Source organism: Pseudomonas sp. 20-5, assembly GCF_056782835.1.
On sequence record NZ_CM165584.1, the window covers coordinates 2,891,659 to 2,911,541 of the forward strand.

The window sequence follows — 19,883 nt, forward strand, 5'->3', positions numbered from 1 at the left end:
GTGACGCTCAATACCCTGGTACAGGGCGCCTGGCTGCTCCTGCTGAGTCGCTACAGCGGCCAGCGCTGCGTGTCCTTCGGCGCCACCGTTGCCGGTCGGCCGGCCAGCCTGGAGGCGTCGGAACGGATCCTCGGGCTGTTCATCAATACCTTGCCGGTGGTCTGCGAAGTGGCGCCGGAACAGTGCGTCGGCGATTGGCTGAGAGCCTTGCAGGACTACAACCTGGAGATGCGCGAGCAGGAGTACACCCCGCTCAGCGACATCCAGCGCTGGGCCGGGCGCAGCGGTCAATCGCTGTTCGACAGCATCATCGTGTTCGAGAACCATCCGGTTGACCGGACGCTGCGTGACTGGCGCGACGATTCGCTGCGCTTCGGCGAGATGCGCAGCGCAGGCCTGACCAACTTCCCCATGGACCTGATGGTGACCAGCGACGATTCCGGCCTGGCGATCGAATACATGTTCCTGCGCGAGCACTTCGCCGTGGCTTCGGTCGAGCGCCTGCGCACGGATATGGAAGGGCTGCTCGCAGCCTTGAGCGGCGACGCCGAGTGCCGCCTGGGCAACATCGGCTTGCCGAGTGCCCGGGTGCCGTTGGCGGATGGCGCGTGTCCGGATCGGTATCCGCTGGTACACCAGCGCATCGGCGAGTGGAGCCGGCGCACGCCGGACGCCACCGCGCTGGTGTTCGACGAGCGCAGCCACTCGTTCGCCGAGCTGGACGCGCGGGCCAACCGCCTGGCGCATGCGCTGGTCGAGCGCGGCGTGGCGGCCGATGTGCGGGTCGGTGTGGCGCTGCCGCGCGGCACCGAACTGGTCGTTGCGCTGCTCGCCGTGCTCAAGGCCGGTGGCGCCTATGTGCCGCTGGACCTGGCGTATCCGCGTGAGCGACTGGCTTACCTGATGCAGGACTCCGGCATCGCCCTGCTGCTGAGCGAAAGCCAGGCGCTGGTGCAATTGCCGGTGCCCGCCGGCGTGCCCGCCCTGGCCCTGGACCGCCTGGATCTGCTGGAGCATCCGGCGCAGGCGCCGCAGGTCGAGGTCCATCCCGCCAACCTCGCCTACGTCATCTATACCTCCGGCTCCACCGGCCTGCCCAAGGGCGTCGCGGTGAGCCATGGTCCTCTGGCGATGCACATCGACGCGGTCGGCGAGCGCTACGAGATGTCCCCGGCCGATCGCGAGCTGCACTTCATGTCGTTCGCTTTCGACGGCGCCCATGAGCGCTGGCTGACCGCCCTGGGCCACGGCGGCAGCCTGCTGCTGCGCGACGATGCGCTGTGGACGCCGGAGCAGACCTACGCGGCGATGCAACGCCACGGCGTGACGGTTGCCGCGTTCCCGCCGGTCTATCTGCAACAGCTGGCCGAGCATGCCGAGCGTGACGGCAACCCGCCGCCGGTACGTATCTACTGCTTCGGCGGCGACGCGGTGCCGGTGGCCGGTTTCGAACTGGCCAAGCGCGCGCTGAAACCGCGCTACATCATCAACGGCTATGGCCCGACGGAAACCGTGGTCACGCCGCTGATCTGGAAGGCTGCCATGGACACCGAATGCGGCGCTGCCTATGCGCCCATCGGCAGCTTCGTCGGCGAGCGCTGCGGCTATGTCCTGGACGCTGACCTGAACCCGTTGCCGGCGGGCGTGGCCGGGGAGCTGTACCTCGGTGGCGTCGGCCTGGCGCGAGGCTATTTGCAGCGGCCGGGGTTGAGCGCCGAGCGCTTCGTCGCCAACCCGTTCAGCCGTGCCGGCGAGCGTCTCTATCGCACCGGCGACCTGGTTCGTCAGCGCGAGGATGGCACCTTCGACTACCTCGGGCGCATCGACAACCAGGTCAAGGTGCGGGGCTTCCGCATCGAACTGGGCGAGATCGAGGCGCGCCTGCAGGATGCCGGCGAGGTCCGCGAAGCGGTGGTGGTTGCCCGCGACGCGGCGAGTGGCAAGCAACTGCTCGGCTATGTGGTCGCGGAAGATGGCGCGGACGCCTCGGGCCTGCTCGAGCGCTTGCGCGAGCGCCTCAAGCGCGATCTGCCGGAGTACATGGTGCCGGCGCACCTGGCCCTGCTGCCGGCGATGCCGCTGACGCCGAACGGCAAGATCGACCGCAAGGCGCTGCCGGACATCGACGTCACCGCCAGCGAGGCCTACGTGGCGCCGCGCAATGAGCTGGAGCTGGCCCTGGCTGGTATCTGGCAGGAAGTGCTCGGTATCGCAAGGATCGGTGTGCACGACAACTTCTTCGAACTGGGTGGCGACTCTATCCTCAGCATGCAGGTGGTGGCCAAGGCCCGTGCCCTGAAGAAGCTGGGCTTCAGCCTGAAGCTGCGCGACCTGATCCAGAAGCCGAGCATCGCCGCCTTGTCCGGGTACGACGACAGCGCTGCGCCGCCGTCGCCGATCCTGGCGCTGAACGCGGCGGTGGACGGATGCCCGCCGCTGTTCTGCGTGCATGCCGGCTTCGGCACGGTGTTCGACTATGAACCGCTGGCCCGGCGCCTGAATGGCCGCCGTAGCGTACTGGCGATCCAGGCCCGCTCGCTGCTGGATCCGAACTGGCGGGACGCTTCCCTGCAACGGATGGCCGAGGATTACGTCGCGCTGATCCGCCAGCGCCAGGCCGAGGGTCCCTATCACCTGCTCGGCTGGTCGCTGGGAGGGACCCTGGGCATGCTGATGGCCGCCGAGCTCGAGCGGCAGGGACAGCAGGTGGCCTTCCTCGGTCTGCTGGACAGCTATGTGCCGGGAACCGAGGCGCCCGCCGCCGATGACTGGCGCGAGGATCTGCTGGACTTCCTCAGCGTCAGCGCCGGCCTGGAAACCCGTCCGCCACTGGCCGCCGGGTTGGAGCAGCGCGACAACGTCAGCGCCGCCATCGCCGAGTGCCTTGGCGTCGGCCAGACCGGGAAGGGAGGGCTGGGCTGCGACGAACTGGCCCAGGTATTCCTGGTCGCCCGGCAGCTCAAGCAACTCTCCGGGCAACTGGATAGTTGCTCGCCGATCCAGGTCCGGCCGCTGTGCTGGTGGACGCGCGGGCGTGGTGAAGAGGTGCGGGCGCTGTCGCGGCAATTGGGTGGTCAGCCTCTGGCCGGTCGGGTCGCCGCGTGCGGGCATTTCCAGATACCCCATGCGCAGGAGGTGCTCGACTCCCTGGTGGAGGCGCTTGAAGAAATCCACGGCAGCCTCGTCTATTCATGACGAAGCTTTGGCCGGCCCCGCCGGGGCCGGCCCGTTGGAGACTATGAAATGGCCTTGAACCCCGATATCGCGGCATACCTGGAACTGGTCGGCAACGGCCGCAGCAGTGGCAAGAGCCTGCCCATGCACCAGTTGACGGTGCAACAGGCACGCGAGCAGTTCGACCAGTCGTCGGCGTTGATGGACCCAGGCCTCGACGAGCCGCTGCCGCGCGTCGAGACGCTGTTCGTCCCGGCGCGGGACGGTACGCCGTTGCCGGCGCGCCTCTACAGTCCCCAGGGGCTGTCCGCGTCGCCGCCGTTGCCGGGCGTGCTCTACCTGCATGGCGGCGGCTACGTCGTCGGCAGCCTGGACTCCCACGACGCGCTGTGCGCCAGCCTGGCCGAGCGCGCCGGTTGCGTGGTGCTTTCTCTGGCCTACCGGTTGGCCCCGGAGTGGCGTTTTCCGACCGCCGCCGAGGACGCCGAGGATGCCTGGTGCTGGTTGGCTGCCGAAGCCGCGCGGCTAGGCATCGATCCGCAACGCCTGGCGGTTGCCGGCGACAGCGTCGGCGGCAGTCTGTGCGCGGTGTTGTCGCATCGCTTGGCGCTGCGGGGAGACGCCTCGCAACCGCGTCTGCAGGTACTGATCTACCCGGTCACCGATGCCAGCCGCACGCGCCAATCGATCGAGCGTTACGCCGTTGGCCACCTGTTGGAGAAGGACAGCCTGGAGTGGTTCTACCAGCACTACCAGCGTAGCCCCGAGGACCGTCAGGACCCGCGTTTCTCGCCGCTGCTCGGCGTGGTGCCGGCTGACCTGGCGCCGACGTTGCTGCTGGTCGCGGAGTGCGACCCGTTGCATGACGAGGGCATCGCCTATGCCGAGCACCTGCGCCAGGGCGGCGCCCGGGTGGAGTTGTGCGTCTATCCGGGGATGACCCATGACTTCCTGCGCATGGGTGCGATCGTCGACGAGGCGGACGAAGCCAAGGACATGATCGCCGACGCGCTGGTGGCGGCCCTGGCACCCTGAGACTTCGGCATTCGCCATGAAAAAACCCGCCAGGTTCTCCTGGCGGGTTTTTTTCATGAAGGCTGGGGCGAGGGGAGGCCAGCGGCCTCCCGAGACGCCTTACCAGTTGTAGGTCAGGTCGGTGGTGATGGTACGGCCCTGGCCGTAGTAGCAGTCGAGATCAGAGGAGCAACGGCTGACATACTTCTTGTCCTCGAGGTTCTCCAGGTTGACCTGCACCTTCAGGCCTTTCACCTGCAGCGGGGATTTCTCGAAGTCGTAGGACAGCTTGCCGTCGTACAGCGTGTAGGACGGGATGGTGAAGTGGCCGTCGGCGGTTTCGGTGCCGTCGCTGCCGCGGGTGTAGCGCGCGCCGATCCCCGCGCCGAGGCCGGCGAACGCGGTATCCGCGCCGAGGGTGTAGTCCAGCCAGACCGCGGCGGTCATCGGCGGCGTGCCGGCCGGATGGCGGCCTTTGCGCCCGTCGTTGTCCTTGGTGTATTTGATGTCGTTGCGCGAGAACGAGGCGATGACATCGAGATTGTTGGTCAGGCTGGCCTTGCCTTCCAGCTCGAAGCCCTTGGAGCGCATGGCGCCGGACTGCTTGCTGAAGTTGGGGTTCAGCAGATCGGTGGTGAGCACGTTCTTCTTGTCGATCTGGTAGACCGACATTTGGATGAAACTGTTCTGCCCCGGCGGCTGGTACTTGATTCCGGCCTCGTACTGCTTGCCGGTGGTCGGCTTGAAGGCCTTGTTGCCTTCGTCCATGTTCAACCCGCCGACCGGCTGGAACGACTCGGAGTAGCTGACATAGGGCACGATGCCGTTGCTGAACTCGTAGCCGAAGCCGGCGCGGCCGCTGAACTTCTCGTCCTTCGCGTCGACCTTGCCGCCGGTTTCCTTGGTGTCGGTCTTGGCCCAGTCATAGCGTCCGCCGAAGGTCAGGAACCACTGGTTCCATTTCATCTGGTCCTGCAAGTAGATTCCGGTTTGGTCGGTGGTGCGGTTCCAGCGATAGGGATTGGTGAAGGTGAACTTGCTGCCGTACACCGGCTTGTACAGATCGATGATCGTGGTGGGTTCCTGGTTCGAGTAGAGACCGAAGAACTTGGATTTGAAGTGGTAGTAGTCAATACCGATCAGCGCGGTGTGATCGATCGCGCCGGTCTTGAATTTGGCCTGGGCCATGTTGTCCATGCCGAAGGCCTTGTTGGTCTGCGACCAGTCCACGCCATAGCGCGTGGCATAGCGTCGGTCATCGGCACCGGTGTTCGGGTTGGGTACGAATCTGTAACCGTGCAGTGGCGCCACGTATTGGTCGTCGAGATAGGCGTAGCGGGTGTTCTGCTTGAAGGTCCAGACATCGTTGAGTTCGTGGCTGAACTCATAGCCGAACACGAACTGGTCGCGGTCGTAGGAGTTCAGCCCCGGCTCGCCGATGAAGGTGCTGCGCTTGATCCGCCCGTTGGGCGTACTGAACACCGTGCCGTAGGCCGGCAGGCCTTGGGCCTCGGGCACGTCGTTGTCCTTCTGGTACTGGCCGTAGAAGGTCAGGCTGGTCTGCTCGTTGGGGTTCCAGGTAAAGCTCGGCGCCAGCATGAAGCGTTTCTGCTCGGCATAGTCGATCTCCGAGTTGATGTCCCGGCCCACACCGGTCAGCCGGTACAGGTAGGTGCCCTGTTCATCGAGCGCGCCGCCGACGTCGAAGGCGCCGTAGCGGCGGTCCTGGCTGCCGCCGCCGAGCACCACTTCGCGGATCGGGGTGGCGGTGGGACGCTTGGACACCATGTTGACGATGCCGCCCGGTTCGTTCTGGCCGTAGAGCACCGATGCCGGCCCCTTCAGCACTTCGATGCGTTCCAGGGTATAGGGGTCGATCTGCAGGGCACCGCCGGTACTGCCGCCGCCGTAGGGCATGTGCAGGCCGTCGAGGTACATCGGCGCCGGGCTGAAGCCGCGCGAGGTCGGCTCGTCGAAGATCTTCACCCGGTCGGCGAAGCCGCCGCCGGTGATCCCCGGAGTGTAGCGCAGGGCCTCGGTGACGGTCTGCGAACCGCGCGCCTTGATCTCGTCCTGGGTGACCACGTTGATGGTCTGGGGGATTTCCTTGAGCGGGGTGTCGGTCTTGGTGCCGGTACCGCTGCGCTTGGCCACGTAGCCGTTGACGTGGCCCCAGGCCGACTCCTGGCTGGTGACGGTAATGTCGCCGAGGTCCACCGAGTCCGCCGAGCGCTGGGCGCTGATGGTAACGCTGGAGCCTTGCAGGCTGTAGCTGGCGCCGGTACCGCGGAGAAGTTCGGCGAGAGCCGCCTCGACGCTCAGTTGGCCGCGGACCGGGTTGCTGCGCAGGCCTTGCACTTCATCGGCGCTGTAAAGCACCTGCAACTGGCTCTGCTGGCCGAACTGGCGCAGGGCGCTGGGCAGGGACTGGGCGCCGATGTCGAACTGGATCTTCTGCGCTTCGGCCTGGCTGGCGATCGGCGCCAACAGGGCCATGGCCAGGGCGGCGGTGCTCAGGCGCGGATGCAGCGTCAGGGTGTTGCGCATCACTAGAGCCTTGGTGAAACGGGGGAGTGTGCGGAGTGCTGGCATGCTCTCTAGTACTCTTATGGATGTCATGATTGGGAATAATTGTTATTTGGTTTCCCATTGAGACGTTTGGTCGGCGCGAAACCGGAAAACAAAAATCGTTTTTTCCGTGTTCGCAGGCAGAGCACTTCAGGCCGGTTGCAGCTCCTCGACCACTCGACCGCCGGCCAGACGCAGCAGTTGGTCGGCGCTGTCGAAGTAGCGGTCGTCATGGGAGATCACGATGATGGTCTTGCCCATTCGCTTCAGCTCGGGAAGCAGCTCGGTATAGAAGATCCGGCGGAAGGTGGGATCCTGGTCGGCGGCCCATTCGTCGAAGACCAGCACCGGGCGCTTCTCGATCCAGGCATTGACCAGCGCCAGGCGCTTGCGCTGGCCGGTGGAGAGGTCGGTGGTGGTGAAGCTGCCGTCGCTGACGCTGACCTTGTGGGCGATTTCCAGGCGCTTCAGGTAGCGCCCGGCTTCTTCCGGCAACTGTTGCTCGCCGTCGACGAGGTCGTCGAACAGGTAGTAGTCGGCGAACACGGTGGTGAACAGCTGACGATAGTCGTCGCGCGCCTGTGCCGTCACTTCCTCTCCGTTGAGCAGCAGCGAGCCCTCGTGGGGCGTGTACAGCCCGAGCAACAGCTTGATCAGGGTGGTCTTGCCGCAGCCGTTCTCGCCGACGATGAAGAGGATCTCTCCCGGGCGGATCGTCAGGTTGACCGGGCCGAAGCGGAAGGGCGTCGAGCCCGGCACGCCCGGATAGCTGTAGCCGACATCGCGCAACTCGATGCTGCGCACCTCTTGAGCCGGTCTGGAGGCATCGTTCTCGAGCAGCAGGTAGGGTTCGGGATTGGAGAACTGCTCGTTGAGTTCGGCGATCCGGCGCAGGGCGATACGGTTGCGACTGATCAGCGGCAACAGGCTGAGTACGCTTTCCAGCGGCCCCTTCATGAATAGCAGGGTCATGACGAAGCCGCTGAGCACGCTGCGGTCGGAGGTCGGCCACCAGGTCTGGACCGCCAGGGCGGTGCCGATGACCACGAAGAACAGCAGCGAACCGAAGGTGCTGGCAGTGAGGAATATATTCACCGAACGCACCTGCAGGCGGCAGATGCGCTCCACGGTCTCGTCCAGCAGACGCCCGTGCAGGCGCTGCCGGCGCGGGCGGTTGATGCGCAGCTCCTTGGCTCCCTCGGCCATGCCGCGGTAGTGCTTCTGCAGCAGGTCTTCCTCTTCGCGCGCCGCTTCGAAACCGGCCATTCCATAGCCGCGGGCGATGTACTGGGCGATGGTGCCGAGCACCACGGCGCTGGCGGCGACCAGGAACATCGGCAGCGACAGGGTGGCCAGGTAGCCCAGGCAGCCAAGGGTCACGGTCAGGGAGATCACCAGTTGCGGCAGGCCGAAGGCAAGATCGCTGACCGTATCGATGTCGTGGGTGAGCACCGGGATCAGGCGGTGCGTGCGATAGCGTTCGAGTTGTTCGATCGGGGCGGACAACACCCGGCCACCGAGGGTCTTGCGCAGCCGGGCGATGACCTTCTGGCCGACGTAGTTGGTGCCGATGTTGGACAGGATCGAACTGAGCAGGGCCAGCGCGCAGATCGCGCTGAAAGCCAGCATCATGCCGCTGGTCATGCCGCCCTCGGCGTTCAGTACGCGGTTGATCGAGGTGAGCAGCGCGGTGATGGCCAGGCCGCCGACGATACCCAGTCCGATCGACAGGCTGAGCGCTGGCCAGAAGGGTTTGAGAATGCTCAGGAGTTCGCGAGTGGCGCTACGGGGTGTTGCGGACATGGGGTTTCCTCGGCGCGGCCGACTGGACGCAAGGGCAGAGAGGCGAATGGCGGAGTGGCGCACGCTCGCGCCTGCCCTGAAGACGAGGCCGGGGAGGGGAAATTTAGCCTGTGGCGCTGCTTCGCCGAGGCGTCCGGCAAAAGCGCAGGGGACGATAAATTCGGCGGCCGGCCGTTCGTTGCGTTTAAGTGAGAGCGACGCTCGAGCGGGTTCCCCGGGAAGCCCTTGTCGAGTCCAACACTGTGCCGGAGCACGCGCTCAAGTCCGACCCATTCCCTGAGAAAGACGAGATGACGAAAAGGAAATTAGCCTATATCTGGTCCCTGAGAAACGCCGCCGCCGACAAGGCCGGACAACAGGTGGCCTACAAGGGCGAGCTGCGCTACATGAAGTCCCCGCTGGAGTTTCTCGCCGAATCGCTGAACCGGACGGCGCTGGGGGACGCCTACGAATTGGTCGGGGTGATCTACGACGACGACCCGGAACTGCCCCGCGACCAGCGGAAGATCGAGGACTACGGATTCGCCTACCGGCCTGGACAGCAGTGGTTCTACCCGGCGGAACTGGAGGTACAGGGGCGGCGCATGAACGATCTGCTGCTGAACGTGCCTTCCACCTACCGTCGCCACCCGCGCGGGAGCGCGGAGCATGTGGCCGGCAAGCGCGACTTCGAACGACGCCTGTACGAGACGCTGGTCGAGCTGCGCGCCGAGGTCGTCGTCCTCGACGGCCTGCTGGTCATCCTCGATGAGCTGGTGCGGCCCGGGGCGCCATTCGCCCGACGGATCATGAATATCCATCCCGGGGTCACGCGCGCCGACTCGCCCTACCAACGGCGCGGCGCCTGGGCGACCCTGGATGCATTGCATGGTGCGCGGGGTGAGAAGATCGTCGACTGGGCGACGATGGAAAGCGTACCGGTCGAACCCTTGTACCTGACCGGCGCCTCGTTCCACTACGTGGACAACGGCATCGATTCCGGCGAGGTCTTCCACGACGTGCTGAAAACGAAGATATCTCCCGACGACACCATCCTTGAGCTGCGTTGGAACAACTTCAACGACAGTCTGTTCCCGGCCTTGCACGAAGGCCTGGCGCTGCTGGCCGAGAAGGACTGAAAACGCCTGGTCGCGGATGCGCAAAGGCCGGAGCGACCCGCGTCGCTCCGGCCTTTCTTCGTCCGCCTCAGAGTTCGCGGGCCACGCGGAAACCTATCCAGTCGCCACGGGCGTCGGGGTAGGCATTGTTGCGGTTGCCCGAGCGCGAGAAGATCGGCGGCTCGCCCCAGTCGTTGCCGCGGATCTGCACCAGCTCGCACTTGTCCTCCATCCACGCGCTGCCGTCGCTCGGCGCGCCGTTGTAGTGGTCGTGCCAGCAGTCGGCGACCCACTCGTAGACGTTGCCGTGCATGTCGTAGACGCCGAAGGCGTTGGGCGGGAAGCTGCCCACCGGCGAGGTGAAGTTGTAGCCATCGCTGGCGCCGTAGGTGTTGGCGTGCTTGGCGATGCTGTATTCCTTGCCTTCGTCGAACGGGAAGGGGAAGGGGCCGGCGCTGCCGGCGCGGGCGCCGTACTCGCGCTCGGCCTCGCTGAGCATGCGGTAGTGCTTGCCGGTCTTCTTCGACAGCCAGGCGGCGTAGTTCTTCACGTCGTTGTAGTCGACGCACACCGCCGGCTGGCGAGGGCCTTGCTGGTAGCGCGGCTTGCCGGCGATGCATTCGCGGCCGGGGCGGGTATCGCCGTCGGCCAGCTTGACGCCGGTGGCTTTCAGGTAGGCGTCCAGTTCGCCGGCGGTGACCTGGTAGCGGCTGATGGCGAACGGCTTGGCGAAGGTCACGTCGTGCAGCGGGCCCTCGTCGGGCTGGCGGCCGACCTCGTCGTCCGGGGTGCCCATGGTGAAGCTGCCGGCGGGCAGTACGACCATCTCCGGGCAGTCCTTGCAATCCTTGAACACCGTGCCGGGTTTCTTCGCTTCGTCGGCGAAGGCGGGGGCGGTGGCGACGATCAGTGCGGCCAGGGCCAGGGGCGATAATGCGTGCATGGCGGTTCTCGTTGAGTGGCGAAAGGGGTCAGGCGAGTTGCGGGGCGAGGATTTCCAGCACCCGGTCGAGCTCCGCCTCGTCGTTCAGCAGGCTCGGCGCCAGGCGCACCACCGGGCCGACATCGCGATCCACGGCGTCGCTGATTACCCGGTGCGCCATCAGGTGTTTGGCGACCGCCTCGCAATCGCGGCCTTCGACGCGGAAGAAGGTGAAGCCCGAAGACAGCTCGGGGCTGGTCGGCGTGACCAGGCGGACCTTGGGATGCTCGCCCAGGCGCTGCTTGAGGTAGGCGTTGAGCTGGTGGATACGCGCCTGGACCTCGGCCTTGCCCAACTGCAGGTGCAGCTCGAAGGCCGTGCCCAGGGCCAGGCGATGTTCGAAGGCGTGGTAGCCGCCAGGGGTCATCAGGGTGCCGAAGTTGTCGGCGCGGGAGAAGGTCGGGATGCTCGGCACCAGGTGCTCCTGGAGCTGTTCCGAGCGGGCGATGATGACCCCGGTGCCACGCGGGCCGAACAGCCACTTGTGGGTGCCGGCGATGAAGTAGTCGCAGTCGAAGTCGGCGAAGCTGACGTCTTCCACGCCGAAACCATGCACGCCGTCGACCACGTAGATGATCCGGTCCTGTTCGTCGCGCTTCTGGTTGAGTTCGCGCACCAGCTTGCCGATCTCGCGGATCGGCAGCTTCACGCCGCTGCCCGACTGCACCCAGGTCATGCCCAGCACCCGGGTCTGCGGGCGGATCTGAGCGGCGATGCTGGACAGGATCTCGTCGGCGGAAACCCGATGCGGGTCCTTGAACAGCGGGAACTCGCGGACCTGGGTACCCATGCGCTTGTGCCGGTATTCCAGGGTGGTGTAGGTGGAGTAGTGCTCGTGGGAGGAGGTCAGGATCTCCTTGCCCGGCTGCACCAGCAGGCCGCCGTAGATCGCCGCCAGGCCGTCGGTGGTGCTGCCGGTGAGCGCCACCTGGCCAGGTTGCACGGCGAAGTAGCGACCTGCCCAGGCGCGAGCCTCGTCCTCGTATTTCCAGATTTCCTCGCGATGCCAGTCCACCGCTTCGCCCGGGTTGCGGTCGAAGCGGACCCGCAGGCGCTCGATGGCCTCCCGCACCGGCCGAGGGTGGGAGGTGAGGAGGAAGTTGGCGAAGTGCAGATACTGCGGGTCGAGATCGAATTGCTGGCGCAGCGCTTTCCATTTATTGCCGGCGTCGCTCGGTACGCCTTCGGCGCGGAGCGACTGGGCAGCGGAAAGCAGCGGCAGGCCGGCGGCGAGAATGCCGGCCTGCTTGAGAAAGGTACGACGGTCGTTCATCGGGAGGTCCGTTGCGGCGTGGTCAGGGGGTGGCTGTCGGCTTGGCGCGTTTTTGCACTTCGCCCCAGGCGCGCAGGAAGTTGCCTCCCCAGAGCTTGGCGATGTCGGCATCGGAATAACCGCGGGTGATCAGTTCGGCAGTGACGTTGCGGATTTCGCTGACATCCTTCCAGCCGTCCACGCCGCCACCGTCGTTGAAGTCCGAGCTGATGCCCACGTGGTCGATGCCGACCTTCTTCACCGTGTAGTCGATGGCGTCCACCAGTTCCTTGAGGCCGGCCTTGGGCTCCTCCTCCAGGATGCCGTAGAGGGCGCTGGCGTATTCACCGAAGCGTTGTTCCGGCCAGATGGTGATGATCGGATCGCCCGGCATCAGGGCATAGTCCAGGCCTTCCAGGGGCGGCAGGTCGAAGCGCGCGCGCAGGGCGTCGAGCTTGTCCAGGGTCGGTTTGCTCAGCGGACGCAGGTAGGCGGGGAAGCCGACCACCTGGATCACGCCGCCACTGTCCTTGATCAGTTGCATCTCGTGGTCGCTGAGGTTGCGCTTGATGTCCACCAGGGCACGCGGCGCGGAGTGCGAGGCGACGATGGGCGCGCGGCTGAGGGCGGCAACCTGTTCCAGGGCCTTGGTCGACATCTGCGAGACGTCGATGATCACCCCGAGATCGTTGAGCCGTTCGACCGCCTGCTTGCCTAGCGGGGAGAGGCCGCCTAGGGCGTCGGGCGAGTCATTGAAGAAGGGCAGCGGGCGCGAGGAGTCGGCCCAGTCGTTGTTGCCGACGTAGCTGAAGCCGAACATGCGCACGCCGCGGGCGGCCCATTTGTCCAGTTGGGACAGGTCGTCGCCCAGCGGGTAGGCGTTGAGCATGCTCATGACGATGGCGAACTTGCCTTCCATGGCCAGGCGGCGGAAGTCCTCGGGGGAGTAGGCGATGCCGACCTGGTTGGGAAAGTCGCGGACCATGCCGGTGAGAATCTTGTAACGAATTTCCTGCTGGTGGCGGGCTTCGTCGACGAAACCGGGGGTCGGCTTGTGCGGCGCGTTCGGGCCGTTCCACATCTCCGGCCAGCCGAAGATCGCCAGGGCAGCGCCGGACAGGCGTCCGCGGCCGGCCTTGACCAGATCCAACTGGCCCGGTCCGTCCTTGTCCACCTCGTTGCCGGTGGTGCCGAAGTCCAGCGGCACAGTGATCCGGCTGTCGAAGGAGAGGATGCGCTCGTGCAACTCCTCTGCGTGTTGCATGACCTTGCGCGGGTAGCCGGCGCTGCCCAGCCACTGGGTCCAGGCCAGCCAGCCGCCGGCGGCCAGCAGGACGATGAACAGTGGCAGGCCGAGGTAAAGCGCCGTTCTTTTGCGAGTTCTAGTCATTGCCGTCCCAGTCAGGTTCGAAATCGGTGGACGCCGGTCGTTCCGCATTGCAGAGCGGGGCACCTGTCAGGGTGGGACGAGGGCAGGGACGGAAAATTTAGCGGGCCGACGAATTCGCCGGGTGCCGCCAGCGACGCCGGCTCCGGTAAATTTGCCGATGGACGGAACGTTCTAGCTGGATAAAGCGAGCTTCATGGCTGAACAGGTAGGACGATGACGGTTTCTCGACGCGGATTCATGGCGGGTTTGGCGCTCACCGGAGCGGCTGCCCTGCCGGTGGCTTACTACACACATCGTCATCTGGCCCGCCTGCGCGAAGACGAGGAGCACCCGGCCACGCCCGGCGAAGCGACGCTGGACCTGGCCGCCACCGAGGCCATGCGCCTGGGCGACCGCCTGCGCGGTATCTGGGACCTGCGCCTGCTCGGCGCCGACGCCGGCCTGCCGGGGTTACCGCTGGAGGGGTTGGAGCTGGTGCTCGACGTGGCGCCCAGGGGGCTGGGCCTGATCGGATACCTGGATACTCCGGAGCGCCTGAGAGGGCCGCAGGAACCGCGCTTCCGCCTGCTTGGCGACCTGGTCGGTGCGCGCTCCGCGCGCATCCGCTGGCGCCTGGTGGACGGCAACACCGCCTCGATGACCCCGAGCTACGATTGCTCGGCGGTCTTCGACGAGGTCTGGGACAATCTGGCCAATGCCGGCGATGGCACCCTCAGCGGTCGCATCGAGCGCCTCGTGCGCTCGCCACTGCAAGCGCAGGAGGATTTCCGCTTCGTGGCGGTCAAGCGCCCGTTTCCGCTGGCTCGCGAGCGCATCGGCCTCAACGAACGCTTGCTCGCCTGGCTGATCTCGCCGCAGCATCGCCTCTTCCACCAGCTCTGGCATGCCTCGCGGGACAAGTGGCATCGACTTTCCGAGAAGCAGCGCAACGCCCTGCGCGGCGTCGGCTGGCAGCCTGGCCCACTGGACCGCGAGCGTGACGCCCGTGGTCGTCACAAGGACCGCAATGCTTCCGGTATCGACTTCTTCTTCATGCACCGGCACATGCTGCATACCGCGCGCTCGATGCAGGACCTGCCGTCCTGGCGGCGCCTGCCGCTGCCGGGCGTACCGCTGGCCCACGACCGGGTCGGCTTCCTGCGCTACTTCGACAACCCTGACGGCTGTTCCGTCCCGCCGGCCTGGGTCGCGGTGGACGACGACGAATACACCGAGTGGCTGCGTGGGCTGAAAAGCGCCGAGGGCTATCACGCCAATTTCCTGGTCTGGGAGTCGCAATACCAGGACCCGGAATACCTGGCGAAACTGACGCTCGGTCAGTTCGGCTCGGAGATGGAGCTGGGCATGCACGACTGGCTGCATATGCGCTGGGCTTCGGTGACTCGCGATCCTTCCAACGGCGCGCCGGTGATGAGCGACCGGGTACCATCGGATTTTTCCCCGCGCTGGTTCCGCCCGGAGAACGACTTCCTCGGCGACCCGTTTTCCTCCCATGTGAATCCGGTGTTCTGGTCGTTCCACGGCTGGATCGACGACCGCATCGAGGACTGGTATCGCGCCCACGAGCGTTTCCATCCTGGCGAAGTGCAGCGTCGCGAAGTGGAGGGCATCCAATGGTTCGCGCCTGGTCGATGGGTCGAGGTCGGCGATCCCTGGCTGGGCCCGGCGACCCATGGATGCGGGCTTTCGGATGTCCAGGCGAGCAGCAACTCGGTGGAGCTGGACGTGGAAACCATGAAGCTGGCTTTGCGCATCATCTTCAGCGAAGAAGACCAGTTGAGCGGCTGGCTCAAGCGTGCGCCGCGGCGGCCCTGGTACGCGCGCAACCTGAAGCTGGCGCGCGACCAGCTCAGGCGCTGAACGGCGAAAGAGCGAGTAAGGATGGAGGAGGCCCGCGCAACGCGGGCCTCAGTCTTTCCGCGCGAGACCCTGGCGGTCGCTCTGCCAGCCGCCGCCGAGGGCCTTGTACAGGCCGACCGAGGCCTGCAGGCGGGCCAGTCGCAGTTGCACGGCGGCATCCTGCGCCGCGTACAGCGTGCGTTGCGTTTCGAGGACCGTCAGCAGGGTTTCCGCGCCGGCCTGGTAGCGGCTGTCGGAGAGATCGAAGGCGCGCTGCGCCTGCTCCAGCTCCTGCTGCTGCCAGTGCAGCTGGCGGTCGAGGCCGTCGATGCTGTTCAGCGAGCGTTCGGTGTCGGCAAAGGCGGTGAGGATCGCCTTGCGGTAGGTTTCCAGCAGTTCTTCCTGGCGCGCCAGGCTGCGGTCGCGCTCGGCGCGCAGGCGGCCGTGGTTGAAGATCGGGGCGAGCAGGTTGGCGCCCAGGTTGTAATAGGGGTTGCGGAAAGTGTCGGCGGCGCGGTTGGCGCCGGACGACAGCGAGGCGCTCAGGGTCAGCTTGGGGAACAGCGCCGCGCGCGCCACCTGCACGTCGGCCTGGGCCGCGGCCAGTTGCGCTTCGGCGTTGGCGATATCGGGACGGCGGCCGAGCAGTTCGCTCGGCAGGCCCGCTCCGGTCTCCGGCCAGCGCAGGCTGTCGAAAGGCCGCTCGGCCACCTGTAGCGCCTGCACCGGCTCGCCGATCAGGGTGGCCAGGGTAATCAGCGCCTCATGGGCCTGCTGCTCGAGCAGCGGCAGCTGCTTGCGCTGGCTGGCGACCAGGCTGCTCTGCTGGGCGACCTCCAGGGCGGTGGCCGAGCCCGCGGCATGGCGGGTCTCCACCAGGCGCAGGACGTGCTCGGCGTTGTCCAGGTTGAGCCTGGCGATGCGCTGCTGTTCGCGCAGCGCCAATACCTGCAGGTAGCTGTTGGCGACGCCGGAGAGCAGGGTCAGCTCTACCGTTGCGCGGTCGTACTCGCTGGCCTTGAGGCTTTCCAGGGCACTGCGGTAGGCAGCCCGGCGACCGCCCCAGAAGTCCACTTCGTAGCTGGCGCTGAGGCCGGCGGAGAAGGAGTCGACGGCATCGTTGTCGGAGGTCGCGTCGGTACCGCTGTAGCCCGAGTCGCGCAGGAGTTTCTGCCGGCTGGCGCCGAGCGTCGCATTCAGCTCCGGCAGCAACGGCGCGCCGGCGATCACCGCCGAGGCCTGGGCCTGGCGTACGCGGGCCACCGCCGCGCCGAGGTCCTGGCTGTTCAGCAGGGCGCGTTGCAGCAGGCTGTCCAGTTCCGGCGCGCCGAAGGCCTTCCACCACTGGCGGATGTCGCTGGCATCGCTGCGCCCGGCCGCCAGGTAGCGCCACTGGCTGGGCGCGGCCAGGCCGCTGTCGAGGGGCGCCGGCGTACTGCCGCAGGCGCCGAGCAGCAGGCAGGCGGAAATCAGGGAAAGATTCTTCATGGACATATCCGTCATTGGCTGGCCAGGGCGGCCACCGGGTCCAGCTGGGCGGCCTTGCGCGCCGGCATGAAGCCGAACACCAGGCCGGTGACCAGCGCGCAACTGAAAGCGCCGACGATGGCCGACAGGGAAAAGGCCACCGCGACCTGGCCGAGCAGCAGCACGCCGCCGATGCACAGGGCCAGGGCGATCCCGGCCAGGCCGCCGACCACCGAGAGCATCGCCGCCTCGGTGAGGAACTGGCGGAGGATATCGCCCTGGCGGGCGCCGGTGGCCATGCGGATGCCGATCTCGCGGGTGCGTTCGCGCACGGTCATGAGCATGATGTTCATCACGCCGATCCCGCCTACCAGCAGGGAGATCGCGGCGATCGAGCCGAGCATCAGCGACAGGGTGTTCTGGGTCTTCGCCTCGGCCTGGATCATCGCCGCGTTGTTGGTCAGCTCGTAGTCGCGCTGGCCGCGGTGCAGGCGCAGCATCAACTGGTCGATGGCGCGTTCGGCCTGGTGCACGCGCTGGGCGTCGGCGGCGGCGATGATCACGTACTCGGGGTTGCGCGTGCCGAACAGGCGGATGCTGGCAGCGGAGTAGGGGATGGCGATGCGGTTGTCGGCATCCTTGTCGCCGGAGCTGGAGCCTTTCTCGGCGAGCACGCCGATGACCTGGAACGGCACGTTCTCGATGAGGATGTAGCGGCCGATCGGGTTGGCGCTGCCGAACAGCTTCTTGCGCACCTTGTAGCCGATCACCGCGACCGTGGTGGCGGCGTCTTCGTCGCGCTCGGTGAAGTAGCTGCCCTCGGCCACCGGCCAGTTGAGGATTTCCGGGAAGTCGGTGTTGTTGCCGCCGACGTAGGCGTGGTAGTCGATGTTGCCGTAGCGTACCACCAGCTCGCCGCCGTTCACCGGCATGACCTTCTTCACCTGGGGCAGGGTGGCGATGGCGGCGACGTCGTCGCTGCTGACGATGCCCATCGGCGCGCGCGGGTTCGGCGAGTAGCCGCTGAGATAGATGATGTTCGAGCCGAACGCGCCCATCTGCGCCATCACCTGGCGCTTGCTGCCCTCGCCGACGGCGAGCATGACCACCACCGAGGCGACGCCGATGATGATCCCGAGCAGGGTCAGCGCGGTGCGGAACCGATTGATCCACATCACCCGCCAGGCGGCGCGCACCGCCTCCAGCAGTTCGGCGCGCCAGGCCCCCGAGGGTTCGCTGCTGCCCTCGGCGAGGCGCTGGCTGAGATCGTCGGCCTGCAGGTGGCGCTCGACGCCGGCGCTCGGTTGCGCCGGGCGCTCGTCGTTGGCGCTGTCGCTGACGATCTCGCCGTCGCGCACCTCGATGATGCGCTTGGCGCGGGCGGCGACGTCGCGGTCGTGGGTGATCAGGATCACCACGTGGCCCTGGCTGGCCAGCTCGTCGAGCAGCGCCATGACTTCCGCGCCGCTGTGGCTGTCGAGGGCGCCGGTGGGTTCGTCGGCGAGAATGATATGGCCGCCGTTCATCAGCGCGCGGGCGATCGATACCCGCTGCTGCTGGCCGCCGGACAACTGGTGCGGACGGTTGGCAGTGCGCTCTGCCAGGCCCAGGCGCTCGAGCAGGGCCCGCGCGCGGGTGTGCCGCTCGCTCGCCGGGGTGCCGGCGTAGATCGCCGGCATCTCGACGTTTTCCTGGGCCGAGGCGGAGGGGATCAGGTGATAGCCCTGGAACACGAAGCCGAATGCCTCGCGGCGCAGCCAGGCCTGCTCGTCGCTGTCCAGTTCGGCGACGTCGTGGCCGGCGAAGTGGTAGCTGCCGGAGCTGGGCCGGTCGAGGCAGCCGAGGATGTTCATCAGGGTCGACTTGCCGGAGCCGGAGGCGCCGACGATGGCGACGAACTCGCCGGCGTGGATCGACAGCGATACGCCCTTGAGTACCTCGACTTCCGGAGTGCCATTGCCGCCGTAGCGCTTGCGGATGTCGCGCAGTTCGATCAGGGGGACGGGTTGCGTGGCGTTTTCCATCAGCTGTCGCTGCCGTCGGGAGCGGCCATCAACAGGCGGTCGCCTTCCTCCAGGCCGGCAAGCACCTGTACCCGCAGGCGGTCGCTGATGCCGGTCCTGATCTGGCGGCTCTGCGGCTTGCCATTGCTGCCGACCACCCAGGCGACCTGGCCGCCCTTGCCGTCGTCGTGGATGGCGGCGACCGGCGCGGTGAGGATGTTTTCCGCGGTGGCGGCGACGAAGAACACCTGGGCGGTCATTTCCGCCATCAGTTGGTGGTCGCCGTTGTCCACGTCGACCAGCACGGTATACAGCACCACCCGGCCGCTGCCGCTCTGCCCGCCGCTGCCGCTGGTGGGGCTGCCGCCGCCCTGGTTGCTCTGGTCCAGCGGCTTGGGCGGCACCGGGAGGATCTGCCGGACCTTGCCGGTCCAGCGCCGGCCTTCGCCGCTGAGGGTCGTGAAGTAGGCCGGCATGCCGGGCTTGACCCGGCCGATGTCGGCTTCTGAAACCTGGGCCCAGACGGTCATCGGCGACAATTTGGCGATCCGCAGGATCAACGGGGTCTGCTGCTGGGCATTGAGGGTCTGGCCTTCGCGCGCATCGACCGCCACCACCGTGCCGGACATCGGCGCGTAGATGCGGGTATAGCCGAGTTCGGCTTCGTCGCTGCGCAACGAGGCCTGGGCCTGGCGGATCTGCGCCTGGTACATCTCGATCCGTGCCTGGGTGGCGAGCATCTGCGCCTGGGCGCTCTGCACGTCCTCGGTACGCGTCGCGCCGCCGGCGGCCAGCCGCTGCTGGCGCTGGTACTGCTGGCGGGCGAGGGTGTACTGGGCACGTTGCTCGGCCAGCTGGGCCTTGAGCATCTCGATCGAATAGCGGCCGGCATCGACCTTGGCCTGCTGGGTGGAGGGGTCGATCTCGACCAGCAACTGGCCTTCCGTCACATCGTCCCCGGCCTCGACGTGCAACTTGCGGATCTGCCCGGAGGCCTGGGCGCCGACGTCGACGTAGCGCCGCGGTTGCAGGGTGCCGAGCGCCGAGACGCTGCTCTCGATGCTGCCGCGGCTGACGCTCACGGTATCGAAGCTGTTGCTGCGGAACGGATAGGCCTGCCAGGCGGCCAGGGCGATCAGGGGGCTGAGGCAGACTGCGACGAGCAGTGCGCGACGAGTACTACGGGTTCGTCTCATTCGGGAATCCGGCCGGTGCGTGGAGAGACCGCCGCCGCTGGATCGGCAGGCTGGGCACTGCCAGATATACGAGGCCAGGGCGGCTAAATTTAACCTGG

General features: G+C 66.8%; 12 protein-coding genes (1 of these 12 running past the window's edge). 4 read left to right on the forward strand and 8 right to left on the reverse strand.

Annotation, left to right across the window (positions count from 1 at the left end; genetic code table 11):
- Both AC1RB9_RS13375 and AC1RB9_RS13380 read left to right on the forward strand, forming a co-directional pair.
- Positions 1 to 3,195: the end of a non-ribosomal peptide synthase/polyketide synthase gene (locus AC1RB9_RS13375; protein ID WP_128666675.1), read on the forward strand. 11,781 nt of this gene lie to the left of the window's left edge; the window shows 3,195 of its 14,976 coding nt (coding positions 11,782–14,976); its start codon lies beyond the left edge, outside the window; the stop codon is at positions 3,193 to 3,195.
- A 48-nt stretch (positions 3,196 to 3,243) separates the two neighbouring features.
- Positions 3,244 to 4,209: an alpha/beta hydrolase gene (locus AC1RB9_RS13380; RefSeq protein ID WP_003122673.1), complete on the forward strand. Its 966-nt coding sequence runs from the start codon at positions 3,244 to 3,246 to the stop codon at positions 4,207 to 4,209.
- A gap of 99 nt (positions 4,210 to 4,308) precedes the next feature.
- On the opposite strand, the gene AC1RB9_RS13385 is transcribed toward AC1RB9_RS13380, so the two are convergent.
- Together AC1RB9_RS13385 and AC1RB9_RS13390 are read right to left on the reverse strand one after the other, a co-directional pair.
- Positions 4,309 to 6,735, reverse strand: a complete 2,427-nt coding sequence (locus AC1RB9_RS13385) for a TonB-dependent siderophore receptor (protein ID WP_003144001.1) — start codon at positions 6,733 to 6,735, stop codon at positions 4,309 to 4,311.
- 171 nt (positions 6,736 to 6,906) lie between these two features.
- Positions 6,907 to 8,559 (reverse strand): cyclic peptide export ABC transporter, encoded by a 1,653-nt coding sequence (locus AC1RB9_RS13390; protein WP_003116932.1) that lies wholly within the window; start codon positions 8,557 to 8,559, stop codon positions 6,907 to 6,909.
- Positions 8,560 to 8,849: 290 nt separating this feature from the next.
- On the opposite strand from AC1RB9_RS13390, the gene AC1RB9_RS13395 reads away from it, so the two are divergent.
- Entirely contained in the window at positions 8,850 to 9,677 is an 828-nt protein-coding gene (locus AC1RB9_RS13395; RefSeq protein WP_003144003.1) for a formyl transferase, read from the forward strand.
- A 67-nt stretch (positions 9,678 to 9,744) separates the two neighbouring features.
- On the opposite strand, the gene pvdO is transcribed toward AC1RB9_RS13395, so the two are convergent.
- Genes pvdO through pvdM form a run of 3 tightly spaced genes read right to left on the reverse strand, consistent with a single transcriptional unit; the run spans position 9,745 to position 13,280 of the window.
- Positions 9,745 to 10,599, reverse strand: a complete 855-nt coding sequence (gene pvdO / locus AC1RB9_RS13400; protein ID WP_003110606.1) for a dihydropyoverdine dehydrogenase — start codon at positions 10,597 to 10,599, stop codon at positions 9,745 to 9,747.
- A 28-nt stretch (positions 10,600 to 10,627) separates the two neighbouring features.
- On the reverse strand, positions 10,628 to 11,911 hold the full coding sequence (gene pvdN / locus AC1RB9_RS13405) for a pyoverdine-tailoring periplasmic protein PvdN (RefSeq protein WP_003450963.1): 1,284 nt from the start codon (positions 11,909 to 11,911) through the stop codon (positions 10,628 to 10,630).
- Between the two features lie 22 nt (positions 11,912 to 11,933).
- Positions 11,934 to 13,280: a pyoverdine-tailoring dipeptidase-like protein PvdM gene (pvdM, locus tag AC1RB9_RS13410; RefSeq protein ID WP_003450962.1), complete on the reverse strand. Its 1,347-nt coding sequence runs from the start codon at positions 13,278 to 13,280 to the stop codon at positions 11,934 to 11,936.
- Between the two features lie 213 nt (positions 13,281 to 13,493).
- Here pvdM and pvdP point away from each other — a divergent pair, with 213 nt between their 5' ends.
- The gene (gene pvdP / locus AC1RB9_RS13415) at positions 13,494 to 15,140 is read left to right on the forward strand and encodes a pyoverdine maturation tyrosinase PvdP (RefSeq protein WP_003163333.1); all 1,647 of its coding nucleotides are present in this window, start codon (positions 13,494 to 13,496) and stop codon (positions 15,138 to 15,140) included.
- A gap of 48 nt (positions 15,141 to 15,188) precedes the next feature.
- Here pvdP and ompQ read toward each other — a convergent pair whose 3' ends face one another.
- The 3 genes from ompQ to pvdR are packed head-to-tail and all read right to left on the reverse strand — an operon-like array spanning position 15,189 to position 19,785.
- Entirely contained in the window at positions 15,189 to 16,613 is a 1,425-nt protein-coding gene (gene ompQ, locus AC1RB9_RS13420) for a pyoverdine export/recycling transporter outer membrane subunit OmpQ (protein ID WP_020989355.1), read from the reverse strand.
- 5 nt (positions 16,614 to 16,618) lie between these two features.
- Positions 16,619 to 18,610, reverse strand: coding sequence for a pyoverdine export/recycling transporter ATP-binding/permease subunit PvdT (gene pvdT / locus AC1RB9_RS13425; protein ID WP_003089549.1), 1,992 nt, complete (start codon positions 18,608 to 18,610; stop codon positions 16,619 to 16,621).
- On the reverse strand, positions 18,610 to 19,785 hold the full coding sequence (pvdR, locus tag AC1RB9_RS13430) for a pyoverdine export/recycling transporter periplasmic adaptor subunit PvdR (protein ID WP_003089547.1): 1,176 nt from the start codon (positions 19,783 to 19,785) through the stop codon (positions 18,610 to 18,612). The genes pvdT and pvdR overlap by 1 nt, the downstream gene beginning before the upstream one ends.
- Positions 19,786 to 19,883 lie beyond the last annotated feature (98 nt).

What these genes read in the sequence shown, in the direction of transcription:
- pvdN (WP_003450963.1), bottom strand. Translation starts at nt 11,911, where the DNA reads ATGAACGACCGTCGTACCTTTCTCAAGCAGGCCGGCATTCTCGCCGCC.
- pvdM (WP_003450962.1), bottom strand. Translation starts at nt 13,280, where the DNA reads ATGACTAGAACTCGCAAAAGAACGGCGCTTTACCTCGGCCTGCCACTG.
- pvdT (WP_003089549.1), bottom strand. Translation starts at nt 18,610, where the DNA reads ATGGAAAACGCCACGCAACCCGTCCCCCTGATCGAACTGCGCGACATC.
- ompQ (WP_020989355.1), bottom strand. Translation starts at nt 16,613, where the DNA reads ATGTCCATGAAGAATCTTTCCCTGATTTCCGCCTGCCTGCTGCTCGGC.
- AC1RB9_RS13385 (WP_003144001.1), bottom strand. Translation starts at nt 6,735, where the DNA reads ATGCGCAACACCCTGACGCTGCATCCGCGCCTGAGCACCGCCGCCCTG.
- pvdR (WP_003089547.1), bottom strand. Translation starts at nt 19,785, where the DNA reads ATGAGACGAACCCGTAGTACTCGTCGCGCACTGCTCGTCGCAGTCTGC.
- AC1RB9_RS13380 (WP_003122673.1), top strand. Translation starts at nt 3,244, where the DNA reads ATGGCCTTGAACCCCGATATCGCGGCATACCTGGAACTGGTCGGCAAC.
- pvdP (WP_003163333.1), top strand. Translation starts at nt 13,494, where the DNA reads ATGACGGTTTCTCGACGCGGATTCATGGCGGGTTTGGCGCTCACCGGA.
- pvdO (WP_003110606.1), bottom strand. Translation starts at nt 10,599, where the DNA reads ATGCACGCATTATCGCCCCTGGCCCTGGCCGCACTGATCGTCGCCACC.
- AC1RB9_RS13395 (WP_003144003.1), top strand. Translation starts at nt 8,850, where the DNA reads ATGACGAAAAGGAAATTAGCCTATATCTGGTCCCTGAGAAACGCCGCC.
- AC1RB9_RS13390 (WP_003116932.1), bottom strand. Translation starts at nt 8,559, where the DNA reads ATGTCCGCAACACCCCGTAGCGCCACTCGCGAACTCCTGAGCATTCTC.